Source organism: Staphylococcus sp. aM (assembly GCF_052975125.1).
In genome coordinates, this window is record NZ_CP121447.1 from 505031 (window position 1) to 521937 (window position 16907).

General features: G+C 32.4%; 17 protein-coding genes. 14 read left to right on the forward strand and 3 right to left on the reverse strand.

Annotated elements, in window-relative coordinates:
- Window positions 1–267: 267 nt before the first annotated feature.
- Window positions 268–954 carry a 2,3-diphosphoglycerate-dependent phosphoglycerate mutase gene (locus tag P7F85_RS02285; protein ID WP_002466650.1) on the forward strand — a complete coding sequence of 229 codons (687 nt, stop codon included), beginning with the start codon at window positions 268–270 and terminating at the stop codon, window positions 952–954.
- A 157-nt stretch (window positions 955–1111) separates the two neighbouring features.
- On the opposite strand, the gene P7F85_RS02290 is transcribed toward P7F85_RS02285, so the two are convergent.
- A complete protein-coding gene (locus tag P7F85_RS02290) occupies window positions 1112–1216 on the reverse strand; it encodes a putative metal homeostasis protein (protein ID WP_015364720.1) in 105 nt (34 codons plus the stop codon).
- Window positions 1217–1384: 168 nt separating this feature from the next.
- Here P7F85_RS02290 and P7F85_RS02295 point away from each other — a divergent pair, with 168 nt between their 5' ends.
- The 4 genes from P7F85_RS02295 (at window position 1385) to P7F85_RS02310 (ending at window position 5143) form a co-directional block, all read left to right on the forward strand.
- Complete coding sequence (locus P7F85_RS02295; protein WP_002466654.1) at window positions 1385–2821, forward strand: MDR family MFS transporter; 1437 nt, start codon at window positions 1385–1387, stop codon at window positions 2819–2821.
- Window positions 2822–2938: 117 nt separating this feature from the next.
- Window positions 2939–3721 carry a transporter substrate-binding domain-containing protein gene (locus tag P7F85_RS02300; RefSeq protein WP_002466652.1) on the forward strand — a complete coding sequence of 261 codons (783 nt, stop codon included), beginning with the start codon at window positions 2939–2941 and terminating at the stop codon, window positions 3719–3721.
- Entirely contained in the window at window positions 3702–4421 is a 720-nt protein-coding gene (locus P7F85_RS02305) for an amino acid ABC transporter permease (RefSeq protein ID WP_002466658.1), read from the forward strand. The genes P7F85_RS02300 and P7F85_RS02305 overlap by 20 nt, the downstream gene beginning before the upstream one ends.
- A complete protein-coding gene (locus P7F85_RS02310) occupies window positions 4418–5143 on the forward strand; it encodes an amino acid ABC transporter ATP-binding protein (RefSeq protein WP_002466659.1) in 726 nt (241 codons plus the stop codon). The genes P7F85_RS02305 and P7F85_RS02310 overlap by 4 nt, the downstream gene beginning before the upstream one ends.
- 57 nt (window positions 5144–5200) lie before the next feature.
- Here the strand turns inward: P7F85_RS02310 and P7F85_RS02315 are convergent, their stop codons facing one another.
- Entirely contained in the window at window positions 5201–6451 is a 1251-nt protein-coding gene (locus P7F85_RS02315) for an aminoacyltransferase (protein ID WP_015364722.1), read from the reverse strand.
- A gap of 289 nt (window positions 6452–6740) precedes the next feature.
- On the opposite strand from P7F85_RS02315, the gene P7F85_RS02320 reads away from it, so the two are divergent.
- From P7F85_RS02320 to P7F85_RS02350, 7 genes are all read left to right on the forward strand, one after another.
- On the forward strand, window positions 6741–7100 hold the full coding sequence (locus tag P7F85_RS02320; RefSeq protein WP_046464437.1) for a DUF4467 domain-containing protein: 360 nt from the start codon (window positions 6741–6743) through the stop codon (window positions 7098–7100).
- Window positions 7101–7126: 26 nt separating this feature from the next.
- Entirely contained in the window at window positions 7127–7726 is a 600-nt protein-coding gene (locus P7F85_RS02325) for a thioredoxin domain-containing protein (protein ID WP_002465464.1), read from the forward strand.
- A gap of 293 nt (window positions 7727–8019) precedes the next feature.
- A complete protein-coding gene (locus P7F85_RS02330) occupies window positions 8020–9024 on the forward strand; it encodes a metal ABC transporter solute-binding protein, Zn/Mn family (RefSeq protein ID WP_002465472.1) in 1005 nt (334 codons plus the stop codon).
- Between the two features lie 149 nt (window positions 9025–9173).
- Window positions 9174–9644 (forward strand): SRPBCC family protein, encoded by a 471-nt coding sequence (locus tag P7F85_RS02335; RefSeq protein ID WP_002465462.1) that lies wholly within the window; start codon window positions 9174–9176, stop codon window positions 9642–9644.
- Window positions 9645–9725: 81 nt separating this feature from the next.
- Window positions 9726–9905 (forward strand): hypothetical protein, encoded by a 180-nt coding sequence (locus P7F85_RS02340; protein ID WP_080567105.1) that lies wholly within the window; start codon window positions 9726–9728, stop codon window positions 9903–9905.
- Between the two features lie 285 nt (window positions 9906–10190).
- Window positions 10191–11009, forward strand: a complete 819-nt coding sequence (locus tag P7F85_RS02345) for a formate/nitrite transporter family protein (RefSeq protein ID WP_015364724.1) — start codon at window positions 10191–10193, stop codon at window positions 11007–11009.
- A 277-nt stretch (window positions 11010–11286) separates the two neighbouring features.
- Window positions 11287–11823, forward strand: coding sequence for a GNAT family N-acetyltransferase (locus P7F85_RS02350; protein ID WP_002465459.1), 537 nt, complete (start codon window positions 11287–11289; stop codon window positions 11821–11823).
- Between the two features lie 93 nt (window positions 11824–11916).
- Here the strand turns inward: P7F85_RS02350 and nikA are convergent, their stop codons facing one another.
- Window positions 11917–13389 (reverse strand): nickel ABC transporter substrate-binding protein, encoded by a 1473-nt coding sequence (gene nikA, locus P7F85_RS02355; protein ID WP_046464436.1) that lies wholly within the window; start codon window positions 13387–13389, stop codon window positions 11917–11919.
- 318 nt (window positions 13390–13707) lie between these two features.
- On the opposite strand from nikA, the gene P7F85_RS02360 reads away from it, so the two are divergent.
- Together P7F85_RS02360 and nirB are read left to right on the forward strand one after the other, a co-directional pair.
- Window positions 13708–14430 carry a sirohydrochlorin chelatase gene (locus P7F85_RS02360; protein WP_002465467.1) on the forward strand — a complete coding sequence of 241 codons (723 nt, stop codon included), beginning with the start codon at window positions 13708–13710 and terminating at the stop codon, window positions 14428–14430.
- A gap of 69 nt (window positions 14431–14499) precedes the next feature.
- A complete protein-coding gene (gene nirB / locus P7F85_RS02365; protein WP_002465469.1) occupies window positions 14500–16905 on the forward strand; it encodes a nitrite reductase large subunit NirB in 2406 nt (801 codons plus the stop codon).
- Window positions 16906–16907: the final 2 nt, after the last annotated feature.

Sequence of the window (16907 nt, forward strand, 5' to 3'; positions counted from 1 at the left end):
CACCTCAATTGTTTGCATAGGTTACATGAAAATAAAAAAATGATGACATACATGTTAGTGAGAATACATTCATTGCAATAGAAATAAAAATATGTCAAAAAATGACAACATAATAGCAACTGTAAATGATTGAAATTTTATATGGTAGTTCTATAATGAAGATATAAAATTTAATAAATCGATTTATTAAACGAGTTTTTTTAATTGAATATACATATCAGCTATCCTTCAAGATAGTTTGTTATATAAATAGGAAGGTGTTAAATGATGCCAAAATTAATTCTATGTCGTCATGGTCAAAGTGAATGGAATGCGAAAAATTTATTTACAGGATGGGCAGATGTTAACTTATCTGAGCAAGGTATTGAAGAAGCAACTGCAGCAGGTAAGAAAGTATTAGAGAATCAGTTAGAAATAGATGTTGCCTTTACTTCATTATTAACACGCGCATTGGAAACAACGCAGTATATCTTAGCACAATCAAAACAACAATGGATTCCAGTATATAAAAGCTGGCGCTTAAATGAACGTCACTATGGTGCGTTGCAAGGATTAAATAAAGATGATGCAAGACAACAATTTGGTGAAGAACAAGTTCATCAATGGCGACGTTCTTACGATATTCAACCGCCTGCAGAAAGTGAAGAACAACGTAATGAATATTTGAAAAATAGAAGATACCGTCATTTAGATCATAGAATGATGCCGTATTCTGAAAGTTTGAAAGATACGTTAGAACGTGTGGTACCGATTTGGACAGATCAAATTTCTCAACATTTATTAGATGATAAAACTGTATTAGTTTCAGCACATGGTAATTCAATCCGAGCACTAATCAAGTATTTAGAAAATGTATCAGATGAAGACATTATCGGTTATGAAATTAAAACAGGAGCACCATTAGTATACGAATTAACAGATGATTTAGAAGTGAAAGACAAATACTATTTATAGTCAAAAATAAAAGGTCACGTGTTGATGCTTGCATCAATAGGTGACCTTTTTTGTGGAGTAATATTAATGTGAATTAATGATGTCTAGCAATATGATGTTTTGCATCAAATGAAAGTATCATCTTTCTTGTAAATGTATATATTGAAATAGGGAAGGATTACTTTGCTCTTTTATGTTGTTTGATAATTTTCAAAGCACGTTTTCTTGTTTTAATATTGGGACTGTTCAAATTACGTCGTGCGGTTTGTAAATCTGTTTTCATAATATGACCTCCTTTATCTGTTTATATTATGGCGGAAAGTTTCAAAAATGTAAATAGTAATTATTACGATTTGTACAAATAGAACCTTTTGAACTAAAAAAATGCATATTACATTCAACAACTGTATAATGTTGTGATAAAAGAAAAGGAAAGTAAGGAGGAGTATTAGTGTCTCTTAAAGCAAAATTAGTAATGATGATTACGATGTTACTAGGCGGGTTCTTTGGTTTGCTTAATGAAACCTTATTAGCGACAGCACTACCTAGTATTATGAAAGATTTCAACATTGAATATTCACAAGTACAATGGCTGACAACAGCTTTTTTATTAACTAATGGGGTAGTGATTCCATTATCAGCATTATTTATCCAACGATATACGACAAGACAAGTTTTCTTAGTTGGTATTTTTATATTTTTCTTAGGAACTATGTTAGGTGGATTTAGTCCTAACTTTACTATTTTATTAATAGCAAGAATTATTCAAGCATTAGGTTCAGGTATCATGATGCCCCTCATGATGACAACCATCTTGAATATATTTGAACCACATGAACGTGGTAAATATATGGGAATGTTTGGTTTAGTTATTGGACTTGCGCCAGCTATTGGACCAACATTATCAGGGTATTTAGTTGAGTATTTAAATTGGAGATCACTATTCCATGTGGTTGCTCCTATTGCTGCCATCACATTTATCATTGCCCTATTTACAGTGAAAAATGTGGGCGAAACAATCAAAGTACCTATTGATATCATTTCAATCATTTTATCTGTCTTAGGATTTGGTGGTTTGTTATATGGAACAAGTTCAATTTCTCACGATGGTTGGAATGATCCTATCGTTCTAACTACTATTATTGGTGGTGTGATACTTGTTGCCTTATTTATCTGGAGACAATCTAAACTTGAAACGCCATTATTAAACTTTGGTGTGTTTAAAAACACTCAATTTGCCATTGGTATTTTAATTATGGCAGTTACCATGGTTTCCATGATTGGTTCTGAAACAGTGTTACCTATGTTCGTACAAAATTTATTAAATCGTACGCCTTTAGACTCCGGATTAATTCTACTACCTGGTGCCATTGTGATGGCGATTATGTCATTCACATCAGGGGGACTTTATGAAAAATTCGGTGCAAAACCTTTAGCACTCATCGGTATGATGATTGTAATCATTACTACTGGTTATTTTGTCATTATGGATGAAAATACAAGTTCAGTGATGTTAGCAACAGTTTATGGCATACGTATGATAGGAATCGCATTAGGTTTAATGCCTGTGATGACGCATACAATGAACCAATTAACATATGAAATGAACGCGCATGGTTCATCCATGACTAATACAGTACAACAAATTGCGGGATCAATTGGTACAGCAATTTTAATTACTATTTTAACGCAAGCAAGTAAACACTATTCACCTAATATGAGTGATTATGATGGCATGAAACGTAGCGAGATGTTAGGACAGATTAAAATAGATACGTTATTACATGGTTATCACGCTGGTTTCTTATTTGCCGTTTTAATTACAGTAGTGAGCTTTTTATGTTCATTTATGTTAAAGAAAAATACAAAATCGACAGACGAACAATAGCTAATCAGAGTTGTGATGACAGTCAAAAGCCAGTAACTAGTTATTGACTTACTACCCATTAAGGATTAAAATGTTTTTATTCCGATTAGAATAATAAGATTAGGGGAGAATAGTTTAATGAAAAGACTTTTATTTTGTGTCATTGCATTAGTATTTGTATTAGCAGCATGTGGTAACAATTCAAACAAAGATAGTAAATCAAGTAGTAAAGATGACAATACAATTCGAGTGGGTACTGAAGGTACATACGCACCTTTCACTTTCCACAATAAGCAAGATAAGTTAACTGGTTACGATATTGATGTTATTAAAGCAGTAGCGAAAGAAGAAGGACTTAAATTGAAATTTAACGAAACATCTTGGGACTCAATGTTTGCAGGTCTAGATGCAGGTCGTTTTGATGTCATTGCCAACCAAGTAGGTATTAATAAAGATAGAGAGAAAAAATACAAATTCTCTAATCCTTATACTTATTCAAGTGCGGTATTAGTCGTTCGTGAAAATGAAAAAAATATTAAATCATTCAATGATGTTAAAGGTAAAAAGTTAGCACAAACATTTACTTCTAACTATGGTCAATTAGCTAAAGATAAAGGCGCTAAAATCACAAAAGTTGATGGATTTAACCAATCAATGGACTTATTATTATCTAATCGTGTAGATGCTACATTTAACGATAGCCTCTCTTATTTAGATTATAAAAAGCAAAAGCCTAACGCTAAAATCAAAGCAATTAAAGGTGACGCTGAGAAAAATAAATCAGCATTCGCTTTCTCTAAAAAAGTTGATGATAAAACAGTACAAAAATTCAATGATGGATTGAAGAAAATTGACGAGAATGGCGAACTTAAAAAAATAGGTAAGAAATGGTTTGGTCAAGATGTTTCTAAACCTGAATAGTGAACAACTTCATGCTTTAGACGCTGCAAAGCAAGCATTTGGACCTATGTTAGAAGGATTAGTGAAATATTCTATCCCAATCACACTTGTAACATTTGTATTAGGCTTAATCATTGCCTTATTTACAGCCTTAATGCGTATTTCTACAAGTAAAATATTAAAAGGTATTGCACGAGTATACGTATCAATCATTCGTGGAACGCCTATGATTGTTCAATTATTTATTATTTTTTACGGTATTCCAGAATTAGGAAGACTCTTAACAAACGATGCTGATAATCAATGGACATTGGCACCAGTTATCGCAGCTATTATAGGGCTATCACTTAATGTGGGTGCGTACGCATCTGAAATTATTCGTGGTGGTATTATTTCTATACCAAAAGGACAGACAGAAGCGGCTTATTCAATCGGAATGAATTATCGCCAAACTGTACAACGTATTATTCTGCCACAAGCCATTCGCGTATCAATACCAGCATTAGGTAATACATTCTTAGGACTTATTAAAGATACATCTTTATTAGGATTTATCTTAGTAGCTGAAATGTTCCGTAAAGCACAGGAAGTTGCTTCAACTTCTTATGAATATTTAACGATTTATCTTTTAGTTGCATTAATGTATTGGGTAGTTTGTTTCATCATTTCAGTTATTCAAAGCTTTTATGAATCATACATTGAAAGAGGGTATCGCTCATGATCGAATTATCGAATATTCATAAATCATTTAATCAAACAGAAGTGATTAAAGGTATCGATTTAAAAGTCGATAAGGGCGAAGTTGTAACTTTAGTTGGACGTTCTGGTTCAGGTAAAACAACACTCTTACGTATGATGAACGCTTTAGAGATTCCAACAGAAGGTACAGTTTATGTTAATGGTAAAACGTATACAGCTAAGGACAAGAAATCACAGATTGAAGTACGTAAACAGTCTGGGATGGTGTTCCAAAGTTATAATCTATTCCCACACAAGACTGCGCTTGAGAATGTCATGGAAGGTTTAGTTACTGTTAAGAAGCAAAGTAAGTCTGAAGCTAAAACAAAAGCACTAGAGCTACTAGAAAAGGTTGGCTTAACACATGTGAAAGATCAACGTCCACATGCATTGTCTGGTGGTCAACAACAACGTGTAGCAATTGCTAGAGCTTTAGCTATGAATCCTAAAGTCATGCTATTTGATGAACCAACATCTGCACTTGATCCTGAACTTGTTAATGACGTATTGAAAGTGATTAAAGATTTAGCACAAGAAGGTATGACGATGGTCATCGTTACACATGAAATGCGATTTGCTAAAGAAGTATCTAACCAAATTGTATTTATTCATGAAGGTAAAATAGGTGAACAGGGCACACCCGACGATATATTTAATCGTCCACAAACAGATGAACTTAAGCGTTTCTTAAATGTCATTCAATAGTATTTATAAGATAAAGAAATCCCAGTGAATTCAGTTTCACTGGGATTTTTAGTATACTTATTTTTTTCTGTTTTCAATTAATTCTTTTACATGGTAAAACAATGGTTTAATCGGTTTAACAAAGTCACCGATATATTCGTATACATTAGCATTAAAGCCTTCTTTAAAGCGTTGAACGCCATAATCTTCAGCGTTTTCACTAAAGTCGCCAGTAATACCATAGAAATTATAACGATCAATATGATGTGCTTTGGCAAATTTAATCATTTCCCATTGCAAACGGTAAGCGCCCATATAAGGGTTATATCTTGGGTTAGAACCACTAGATAAGTAATATACTTCATGGTCGTTATAAATATATATTGCAGCGGCTAAGTTCAATACTTGACCTTCTTTATCAATTTCATCTTTAGTTTGGTTTATCTTACGTTCATTGCTATCGTATTGTTGTTTAATTTGTGTATGCTTCGTTTTATTTTTCTTAGAATTTGGATTCTCTTCTAAAGCTGTTTCTACGTCATGAAGTTGTTTTGATAAATCCTTGTGTTTGTCTTCTAGAGTAGTGAGATATTCTTGTAAATCGATATAGGCTAATTTAAGCATAGCGTTGTCGCCATATGTCTTTTGTAATTCTTCGAAGTATGGTTCATCACGGAATTTGAAACCGTGTTTTTCTTCCGCCATTCTAAATAAATCAAAGAATGTACCTGTTTCTTCTATAGATAATGTGCGTACTTTTACACCCATTTCATAAGTTTTTTTAATATTACGACGTGTTTGATAGTCCATTTCTTTCATTAATTGATCTTCTGATTTACCTTTTAAATCTAAGACTGAAAGCCAACGAATTTGGCTCATCATATCATATCCGACTGTATAACCTTGGTGTTTATAGCCTAAATCTTCCATAGTTTTGATAACAGCGCGGTTATCGTATGATTTTAAAATTTCACCATCAGCATTTCTTAAATTTTCAAGAATATAAGGATCAACAAGTACATATAAACAATTATGTTTCTTCAAGTATGAAGTTAAAGATTTAAAGAAGAAATGTACTAGTGATAAGTTATTATAGTCCATGACTGGACCACGGTGTGTATAAAAATATTTAAAGAATTTTAATGTACGTGCTTCAGTTAACAGACAAGCAGCAATGACCTCGTCTTTATCGTTTTTAACACCGACAAGATGAACGTCTCCACGCATTTCACGTCGATTGTCATAATGAATGCTTGATTGTGTGTAATGTGAAAAATGTTCTGTAGTAAATTTACCGAATTCTTCGGATGTTAAGTTTACAAATTTCAATATATATCTTCCCCTCTAGAAATAAAAACTAATTAATGAATCGTCAATAATTATATTATCAAAATACTACTATCATTACACATCATATCATAAAAAATAGCGTCATACTTTTGTATGATGTGATAAAATCATAGATTCTATTTATTTTTAAAATTAATTTAAAATTGTGTTTTTTGTATGAATTGATACTGTGATACTCTGGATTCTATGATAAAATCTAGAGTGAAAGATGACATGATTTAAAATAAGATTTCATCTCAAATGAGTCATATTATCGGGAGTGAACATATTGAAGAAATTCGTAGTGATGATCAGTGTATTAACACTAGTACTAGTCGGATGTAGTAGTGGAAAATATACAGATAAAATTGATAAAGCGGTTACGTTACAAGAAAAGAAACAAACTAAAATAGCAAAAAGAGATGCTGGCGACGAAGTGAAGCACTTTGATAAAAAGGATGCTAATATCTATGTTTATGATAAAGGAAAATACGTTATCCTAGCGTATAAACCTTTAAGTGATGATGAAGAAGTCCATTATTACACTTATGAGTTTAAGGGGAAAAAGGCTAAATATAAAGAAAACTTTAACTCAAAAGGTTATTATCAAGAACATGATCCAGATTACAAAGAAGAAAATATGCGCTAGCCTGCTATAAGTGATAAGGAGCAACAATGAAAAAATTAATCAGTATAATATGTTTGTGTTTCATCATCGTGTTAGTGAGCGGTTGTGGTAAAGAAGATGTGAAATCGCCTCAAGCTACTAAAGACGGTAAACCACTCATTGTTATTTATGGTGATTTTAAATGTCCATATTGTAAAAAGGTTGAAAAGAATGTGATGCCTAAACTTAAAGAGAAATATTTAAACAACCATAAAGCGGAAATTAAATACGTTAATATGGCATTTTTAGGTAAAGATTCAATTATAGGGTCAAGAGCAGGACATGCAGTTCAAAATATTGCACCTCGTTCTTATTTACAATTTCAAAAATTAATGTTTGAGCATCAACAAGATGAAAAGAAAGCGTGGATTACTGAAAAAGTAGTTGACCAACAGATTGATCATTTGAATATTTCTGCAGATCAAAAAGAAAAAATAAAGTCAGAATATAAAACTAAAAATAGTGCCGCATGGAAAGCTGCAAATAAAGATAAGAAAGATACAAAAGCACATCATATTAAGACAGCGCCAACTGTGTTTATCAATGGCAAAAAAGTGGAAGATCCATATCACTTTAAAGAATATGATAAATTACTTCAATCAAAATAAATCATTTATATAATGAGGTCGGGATTTATGCCTGCATTTTGGACGACGATGAATCGTTTTTCCAATATGCAATAGCATCAAATCTCGACCTTTTATGGATATTGTAAAAATTTGATGAAGATGATGGATAACTAGATAGTTAAAGGTGACACTGGGTATGGTCATATAAGATGAAATAATTTTGAATATTTAAAAGATATGAATGATAAAAAAGTTGTCTGAATAGGCTTGTTTTTTACGAGAGTAAGGTATATAATTTTTAATCGTAATAATTACTATTTAGGAGGAACGACATGAAAAGAAAATTAAGTTTATTGTTACTTATTCCTCTTATGATATTAGCACTTGCTGCATGTGGCAACGGTGATGATCATAAAAAAGGAGATAAGTTAAAAGTTAATACAACAGTATATCCGTTAAAATCATTTACAGAACAAATTGGTGGTAAATATGTAGATGTTAAATCAATTTATCCAGCGGGCGCAGATTTACATAGTTATGAACCTACTCAAAAAGATATGATGAGTGCGGCAAAATCTGATTTATTCATTTATACTGGTGACGATTTAGACCCAGTAGCTAAAAAAGTGGCTTCAACAATTAAAAAAGATGATAAAAAATTATCTCTACAAGATAAAATCAGCAAAAATGATTTATTAGCAGATCATCATCATGAAGGTGAAGAAGAACATCATGGCGAAGAAGAACATCACCATCATGGTAAATATGACCCACACATTTGGTTAGATCCTAAGATGGACCAAACATTCGCTAAAGAAATTAAAGATCAACTTGTGAAAAAAGACCCTGATCATAAGAAATATTATGAAAAGAACTATAAAAAATTAAACAAAGATTTAGAGAATATTGATAAAGACATGAAAGACGCGACTAAAGGTAAAAAAGGTAATGCAGTATTTATCTCTCATGAATCTTTAGGTTATCTTTCTAATCGTTATGGATTCGAACAAGTAGGCGTTCAAAATATGAGTGCAGAAGATCCATCACAAAAGGATCTTACAAACATTGTGAAAGAAATTAAAAAGAATAAAGTAGAATACATTTTATATGAAGAAAATGTATCAAATAAGATTACTGATACAATTAGAAAAGAAACAGATGCGAAACCATTAAAATTCAACAATATGGAATCTGTAACTAAAGAACAACAAAATGAAAAAGGTCTTTCATACCAATCATTAATGAAAGAAAACATTAAAAACATTAAAAAGGCTTTAAATAGTAAAATTAAAGTAAAAGATGAAGACCATGAGCATGAACACGAACATGAACACTAAATAATATATTGAGAAATACAGAGCACTTCAGATGTTAGAACTTGATTCTAGCATGTTGAGGTGCTTTTTATGGTTCAATCTTTAGTAACTTCTATTCTATTTTGCTATGATAGATTTGTTTTAAATTATCAAAATTTAGGAGAATATCTATGACTATTAAAGTTGAAAAAAATAAAATTATCTTTTCAAGAACATTCACAGGAACGATTCATGAACTATTTAACGCATATACACAAGAAGATTTGTTTAAACAATGGTTTCATCCAGAAGGTGCTTCTACGGAAGTATTTGAATTTAATGTAGAAGAAGGAGGACATGCATTTTTTGCTATACACACGCCCGATATGACAAGTTACACGCGTTCAGAATACAAAAAAATTGAAAAACCTAATTACATTGAATACTTAGACTTTTTCGCTACACCAGATGGCGACAAAGATCCTAATATGCCAGGTATGCATATTGTAATTGAATTTGAGGAAAAGCAACCTAATCAAACTACAGTGACGTCAACTTCTGTATTACCTTCGGAAGAAGCTGCTCAACAAGCGCTTGATATGGGCGTCGAAGAAGGTATGAATTCAACATTGGACCAATTAGAAAAACTATTGAAATCATAATTGTAAATAAATTGTACCAACTGTGGATTTGTAAATGGGTGTATTATTGAAGTGGAATCTTATTTAAAAGAGGTTGATTTGATGAAAAGACGATATTTAATCGTGTTGGGATTATACTCAATAACTCATTTTATTTCGGCGGTTGTCATTAATTCCAAATGTTTTGCTAACCAATATGTACGTTTTATATTAAGAACGTTATTAGGGTATAGTATTTTTGCATCAGGATTACATTATTTTTCAAAATTAAAACGAAAATAATGGGATCGCTAATATTTAAATATGGACTGGGGTGGGGACAATGGTTGAGTGTCTGCCTCAGTTTTTTTATTTAGTTTTTATTAGATTAATTGGTAAAGTCAAAAGGGAAATGTTAGATGAGACAATCATTAAATTGAAATGTAAAACTGATTCTATCAAATATTTATAAATAACTTAAAAAGCATTTTATCATTTGTTAAAAAATTACCACTATTCATCATCTTTATTTCTTCATATAATGAATATGAAATAAATGATTTTAAAAAGATGGGAGTAATTGAGAATATGATGGAAAATCGAAAAACTACCGAAGATACATACGCAACTAAGTCTATTATGGAAGCGGTAGTAAGCCAAGCGCAAATGAAAGAAGTCATGGCTGATCAAACACCTATGCGTTATGCGTTAAAAGCAATGATGGCAGGATTCTTGTTATCTATTGTCACGGTATTTATGCTAGCTATTAAAACACAATTTGCTGCTACACAAATTGATGGCTTAATTAATTTGCTTGGTGCCATTGCATTTAGTTTAGCCTTAGTATTAATTGTATTAACGAATTCAGAATTACTAACAAGTAATTTTATGTATCTAACAGTAGGTTGGTATTATAAAGCAATACGTTTGAATAAAGTCATATGGATATTTACATTTTGCTTTATCGGTAATGTACTGGGTGGAATCATCTTATTTTTCTTAATGGAATATGCACATGTAATGACTCCAGAAATGACGGATGCACTAACTGAAACTGTACAAAAGAAAACAGAAGCATCAACATGGTTAAATATATTAGTAAAAGGTATTTTCTGTAATTTCTTTATTAATATAGGTATCTTTGTATCTATGCAATTTAAAGAAGGATTAACCAAAGCATTCTTTATTGCTTGTGGAGTAGTTGTGTTTGTCTTCATGGGTTATGAACACGTTGTCTTTAATGCCGGTTTATTCTCAGGTATGCTATTTTTCAATATTGATGGAATGTCAGGTTTAGGCGTTTTGAAAAATATTGTATTTGCTTTAATAGGTAATTATATTGGTGGCGGTATCTTTGTTGGATTAGTTTATGCTTATTTAAATGGTCAACGTTCACAATTAAAATAATGATCTTTGTGTAAGGGAGTGGGACAGAAATCATAAAGAACCACTAATCATTGATTATGTAGTCGTTCTCACGCATTAGCCACAGCTAATGTGTACTTTAAAATAGGAACACATATGTGTAAGTCAACTACTGCCTAAATATGAATGTAACTTGAAATATATTTATGTCCTAGCCTGTTAATTTTTATGACGAGTTATCAAACAAGTTGATTGACTCTTGTCGTTTTTCTTTTTACGCTTAATGTCATGAATAGAGAAAACGAAGGACGTGAAGAGAATGAGTAACGTGAATATAAGAATTGCAGATCAAAATGATGTTGTACCGATTCATCAACTTATGTATGAAGCCTTTACGCCATTAAGGGAATTAGGCATTGATTGGCCATCAGTGAATGCCACAGAGGAAATGGTAGCAGACAACATCAAACATAATACAACATTTGTATTAGAATTGAACGATACAATCATCTCAACGATTACCGTACGATATCCTTGGGGGAGTGTCAGAAGTATTTCTGGTTATCCGTTCGTTTGGTGGTTTGCCACACAACCAGAATTCGATGGACAGGGCTATGGTAGTCAATTGTTAAAATACGTAGAAGAAGATTTTTTAAGAGATACATTAAAGGCCTCAGCAGTCACATTAGGAACATCCGCGCGATTACATCCTTGGTTATTAAGTATTTATGAAAAAAGAGGATATGAAATATATGCTGAACATGAAAACGATGACGGTGATTTAGGTGTGATTATGAGGAAAATATTAATTCCTGAACGCTTTGAAGAAAAGATTCTAGGACAACCACCATTTTAAAAAAGTCATCACAAAGAGTTAAAAATAGCCAGTAAATGAATTGAAACATTCATTTACTGGCTATTTTAATTTTATTAAAAGTTCGAGGATTTATTATTTTTTATCTACTTTGTAATCAATTAGATAAATAGACTCTGGTGTTACATTGAAGTTTTTCACATTTTTACTTACACCGTCAATTTGGTCATTGTACGTTATATAACTATTTGGAATGTCTTTGTCTGACGTTTTCAATATTTGATTCGTTAGTTGCTCACGTTCTGTTTGACCGAATGTGTGGTTTAATTGTTTGATTTGTTGAGTAACCTCTTTATTGTCATAATTACCTTTATTATTTGCGCCTTTTGGTAAGTAAGCAGTATTAAAGAAATAACCTGTATCTCCTCTAGGAACTGTTAAGTAACTATACATAGAAGCATCCCATGCAACTTTATTTTTCAAATATCCTTCGATATCATCTACGTTTCTTAATTTTACTTCAATGTTTGCTTTTTTAGCTTCAGATTGAATAACTTGTCCAATCTTAGGTAATTCAGGTCTACCATCATAAGTAACCATATTGATTTTTAAAGGATGATCTTTAGTGTAGCCTTCTTTGGCTAATAGCTTTTTCGCTTTATTAATGTCTTGTGGCTGAACCTCGCTACCTTTAATATGCTTCAATCGATCATTAAATGGTCCAGAGGCTGGTTTGGCATAATCTTTGGACACATTCTTAGCAATTTCTTTACGATTAATAACTGCATCAAATGCTTCTCGAACATTTTTATTCATTTTTTTGCTGTCGTGATTATAAAGTAATAAATGAGTTCTGAAACCAGATGTACTTTGAATATTCGCTTTATTAGATTTTTTAACATCATTAATTTGAGCGATAGGTACATCTGTTGTTAAATCTGATTTGCCAGATAATAAATGGTTGACACGAGTATTGCCATCTTCATGATATGTGACATTGATTTTACTTAATTTAGGTGTACCTTGCCAATAATCTTTGTATTTTGATAGCTCTATCTTTTGTGACCGTTGATATTTGTCAATTTGGTACGGGCCTGTACCAACTGGTTGATCCGAAACTTTGCCTTTCGCTTGTGTGTCATAAATAGCTGCGAATGGACTCGCTAATTCGGATTTTAATTCAGGATAAGGTTCCTTGGTTTTGATTGTCACTTCTTGGCCTTTTGCAGTGATTTTATCAATAGGTAGAGATCCACTTAATAAGTCACTCTTTTTAACACCTTGTTCTAGACTACGTTTGACAGCATCTCCAGTTAATTTATGACCATTTTGGAAATGAATGTCATCTTTAATTTTTAGGGTAAGGGTATCATCAGATTTTTGTTTGAAGGATTTAACCAATAGGGGTTTAACTTTACCATCTTTAGACATTTTGAATAAAGATTCTAATGCACCGATTTTCACAGGTACATCCGTTTCATATGGCGCAATTGATGTTGTTTTTAATGGGATTTCAACATTAAGCGTATCTTTTTTATTTGTTGCATTATTGTTACAACTTGCTAAAATAAAGGATACTATAATTATCAGAATAGTAAATCTTTTCATGTCGTTTACTCCTCTCCATTGTCTAATCATGAAAATTTACTAAGTCGTTAATATGGCACGTACATATTGCATCGTTCGTTATGTATTTGAAATTGGTGCTAGTTGAAGTAGTACATATATTAACCACTAATATTTTAATTATATATCTTATTACATGTAATTTAAATCTTTATACATCTCTTTTTACAAAGTTAAATATTTTAATATGTTGTGTATATAACTTGTATAAGGGGATTCCCTAATTTTCACTAAAAATGTGAAATTAATCACAAAAACTCTACGAATTAGTTTACAATTCAAGTTGAAAGGATTGGTATTATGGTAGGCAACATTTTAGTGGCACATGGAATGAGAAAAGGAAATCAAAATAAAGCCTTAGAAGAATTCATTACAACTTTACTAAAAGATGAAGAGTACCATTACGAATTAGCATTTTTAGAGAGTGACACACAGAGTTTAGAAATAACAATGGAAAAGATGATCGAAAAAGGAATCACACAATTTAGAATTGTGCCGTTACTTATTTTTAGAGCGATGCATTATATTGGCGATATTCCTAACATACTATCAGAGATGAAAGTAAAGTATCCTCAAATTTCGAGTCAAATGAGTGAACCTTTAGGCACACATCCTTATATGAAATCACTAGTAGAAAGAAGAATAGAGGATGTGCATCTTGCTGATCAAGCCTCCAAGACAGCAACGGTTATTATTGCACACGGTAATGGTAGCGGCCGTTTTACAAAAGCACATGATGAACTTAAAGCATTTGTGGAAACCATCGACTCGAAGCGACCTGTATATGCAAGAGCTTTATATGGCGTTTTAACATTCAGGAATGATTTAGACGAGATATCAAAACAATATGATGAATTAATTATCGTGCCACTCTTTTTATTTGATGGAAGATTGGTCAATAAAGTAAAACGATTCATTGATGACATGGATATTCATTGTAAACTACACATTACACCGTCAATCAATTTTGATGACGCATTGAGACTTATTATACGAGAACGTCTTGAAGCACTCCAATTTTAAAAATAACAACATGTGCCTTTATATCCAATCCTTTAAATAACTTATCTATAGTGATAAAGGGGCATATATATGACTAAAAACAAATTAGTGATGATAGGAAATGGCATGGCTGGTTTGAGAACTATCGAAGAAATTTTGGATAGAGATCCGCAACGTTTTGAAATTACCATTATCGGTAAAGAAGCCTATCCAAATTATAATAGAATCATGTTATCTAATATTTTACAAAATAAAATGACTGTAGAAGAAACAATCATGAATTCATATGACTGGTATGCAGAACATGACATTAAATTGGTTAATAACGATCCAGTGACGATATTAGATAGAGAAAAAAAGACAGTTTTAACTGAGAGTGGGCAATCCTTTGAATATGATCAATGTATAATTGCCACAGGTTCAAAAGCATTTGTTTTACCTATTCCAGGATCTGATTTACCAAGTGTTATTGGGTGGCGAACAATTGATGATACTAAACGCATGATGGAGATAGCTCAAACTAAACATAAAGCAATTGTTATAGGTGGGGGCCTATTAGGATTAGAATGTGCTAGAGGGTTATTAGACCAAGGTATGGAGGTAACCGTAGTACATTTAGCAGAATGGCTTATGGAAATGCAATTGGATCGAAAAGCAGGTCAAATGCTAAAAAATGATTTGGAACAACAAGGTATGCGATTTGAATTACAAGCGAATACCCAAGAAATTCTCGGTCATGAAGATGTTGAGTCCGTTAGATTAGCAGATGGACGTGTGTTAGAAGCGGACTTAGTTGTTATGGCGGTAGGTATTAGACCTTATACTGAGGTAGCTAAAGCGGCTGGTTTAGACGTTAATAGAGGTATTATCGTTAATGAATTTATGCAAACAAATGATCCAAATATCTTTGCTGTGGGAGAATGTGCAGAATGTGAAGGTAAAGTATATGGTTTAGTTGCACCATTATATGAACAAGGTATCGTTTTAGCAGACTATTTAACAAATAAGGAAACTAATGGTTATCATGGCTCTACTACATTTACCTCTTTAAAGGTATCAGGGTGTGATTTATATAGTGCAGGTATTATTGAAGAAACTGACGATATTCATGGTATAGAGATATTTAATAGTATCGATAATAATTATAAAAAAGTATTTTTAAAAGATGGAGAAGTTGTCGGTGCAGTGTTATATGGGAATACAGATGATGGTTCTCGCTTCTATAACATGATGAAAAAGCACGAATCTATCGAAGACTATACGTTGGTCTCTTTATTAACAAAAGGTGGAGAAGCTGCCAATGTATCTATTGAGGATATGGCAGATGACGAAACAATTTGTGGTTGTAATGGTGTCAATAAAGGCACAATTGTAGAAGCGATTACTAAAAACGGATTAACGTCTGTAGCTGAAGTTACAAAAATGACTAAAGCAGGAAATTCATGTGGGAAATGTAAAGGCCAAATCGCAGACATTCTACAATATGCATTAGGTGATGATTTTATAGCCTCTAAACCAACTGGTATATGTGCTTGTACGGATTTATCACGAGATCAAATTGTTACTCAAATTAGAGCAAAAGGACTCAAAACATCTAAAGAAGTGAGACATGTACTCAACTTCAAAGATAAAAATGGATGTCCAAAATGTCGTCCAGCTATCAACTACTATTTGAACATGATATATCCATATGAGCATAAAGATGAAAAAGAATCACGATTTGCCAATGAACGTTATCATGCAAATATTCAAAATGACGGTACATTCTCCGTCATCCCCCAAATGCGCGGTGGTGTTACAGATGCAGATCAACTTATTAGACTAGGGGAAGTCGCTAAAAAATATAATGTACCACTTGTTAAAGTTACAGGATCTCAACGTGTGGGATTATATGGATTGAAAAAAGAAGAACTACCAAGCGTATGGGAAGACTTAGGCATGCGTTCTGCTTCAGCTTATGGTAAAAAAACACGTTCAGTTAAAAGTTGTGTTGGTAAAGAATTCTGTAGATTTGGAACACAATATACGACTCAACTTGGTATTAGATTAGAGAAAACATTTGAATATATTGATACCCCACATAAATTCAAAATGGGTGTATCAGGATGCCCTAGAAGTTGCGTAGAATCTGGTGTGAAAGATTTTGGTGTGATATCAGTAGAAAATGGTTTCCAACTCTATATCGGAGGTAATGGCGGTACTGAAGTAACAAAAGGACAATTACTAACTACTGTAGAAACAGAAGATGAAGTGATTCGTATTTGTGGTGCATTGATGCAATATTATCGTGAAACTGGAATATATGCTGAAAGAACTGCGCCTTGGTTAGAACGTCTTGGTTTTGAAAATGTGAAAGAAGTATTGTTAGACCCCGAACGTCAACAAGCACTTTTCGATAGAGTGATGGAAGCGAAACAAGCGATCCAAGAGGAACCTTGGCAAGCAATCGTAAATGATAAAGCATCACAAAAAATCTTTGAAGTTGAGAGGGTTTAATC

What these genes read in the sequence shown, in the direction of transcription:
- nikA (WP_046464436.1), bottom strand. Translation starts at nt 13,389, where the DNA reads ATGAAAAGATTTACTATTCTGATAATTATAGTATCCTTTATTTTAGCA.
- P7F85_RS02310 (WP_002466659.1), top strand. Translation starts at nt 4,418, where the DNA reads ATGATCGAATTATCGAATATTCATAAATCATTTAATCAAACAGAAGTG.
- P7F85_RS02290 (WP_015364720.1), bottom strand. Translation starts at nt 1,216, where the DNA reads ATGAAAACAGATTTACAAACCGCACGACGTAATTTGAACAGTCCCAAT.
- nirB (WP_002465469.1), top strand. Translation starts at nt 14,500, where the DNA reads ATGACTAAAAACAAATTAGTGATGATAGGAAATGGCATGGCTGGTTTG.
- P7F85_RS02345 (WP_015364724.1), top strand. Translation starts at nt 10,191, where the DNA reads ATGATGGAAAATCGAAAAACTACCGAAGATACATACGCAACTAAGTCT.
- P7F85_RS02330 (WP_002465472.1), top strand. Translation starts at nt 8,020, where the DNA reads ATGAAAAGAAAATTAAGTTTATTGTTACTTATTCCTCTTATGATATTA.
- P7F85_RS02300 (WP_002466652.1), top strand. Translation starts at nt 2,939, where the DNA reads ATGAAAAGACTTTTATTTTGTGTCATTGCATTAGTATTTGTATTAGCA.
- P7F85_RS02360 (WP_002465467.1), top strand. Translation starts at nt 13,708, where the DNA reads ATGGTAGGCAACATTTTAGTGGCACATGGAATGAGAAAAGGAAATCAA.
- P7F85_RS02285 (WP_002466650.1), top strand. Translation starts at nt 268, where the DNA reads ATGCCAAAATTAATTCTATGTCGTCATGGTCAAAGTGAATGGAATGCG.
- P7F85_RS02305 (WP_002466658.1), top strand. Translation starts at nt 3,702, where the DNA reads ATGTTTCTAAACCTGAATAGTGAACAACTTCATGCTTTAGACGCTGCA.
- P7F85_RS02350 (WP_002465459.1), top strand. Translation starts at nt 11,287, where the DNA reads ATGAGTAACGTGAATATAAGAATTGCAGATCAAAATGATGTTGTACCG.
- P7F85_RS02325 (WP_002465464.1), top strand. Translation starts at nt 7,127, where the DNA reads ATGAAAAAATTAATCAGTATAATATGTTTGTGTTTCATCATCGTGTTA.
- P7F85_RS02340 (WP_080567105.1), top strand. Translation starts at nt 9,726, where the DNA reads ATGAAAAGACGATATTTAATCGTGTTGGGATTATACTCAATAACTCAT.
- P7F85_RS02335 (WP_002465462.1), top strand. Translation starts at nt 9,174, where the DNA reads ATGACTATTAAAGTTGAAAAAAATAAAATTATCTTTTCAAGAACATTC.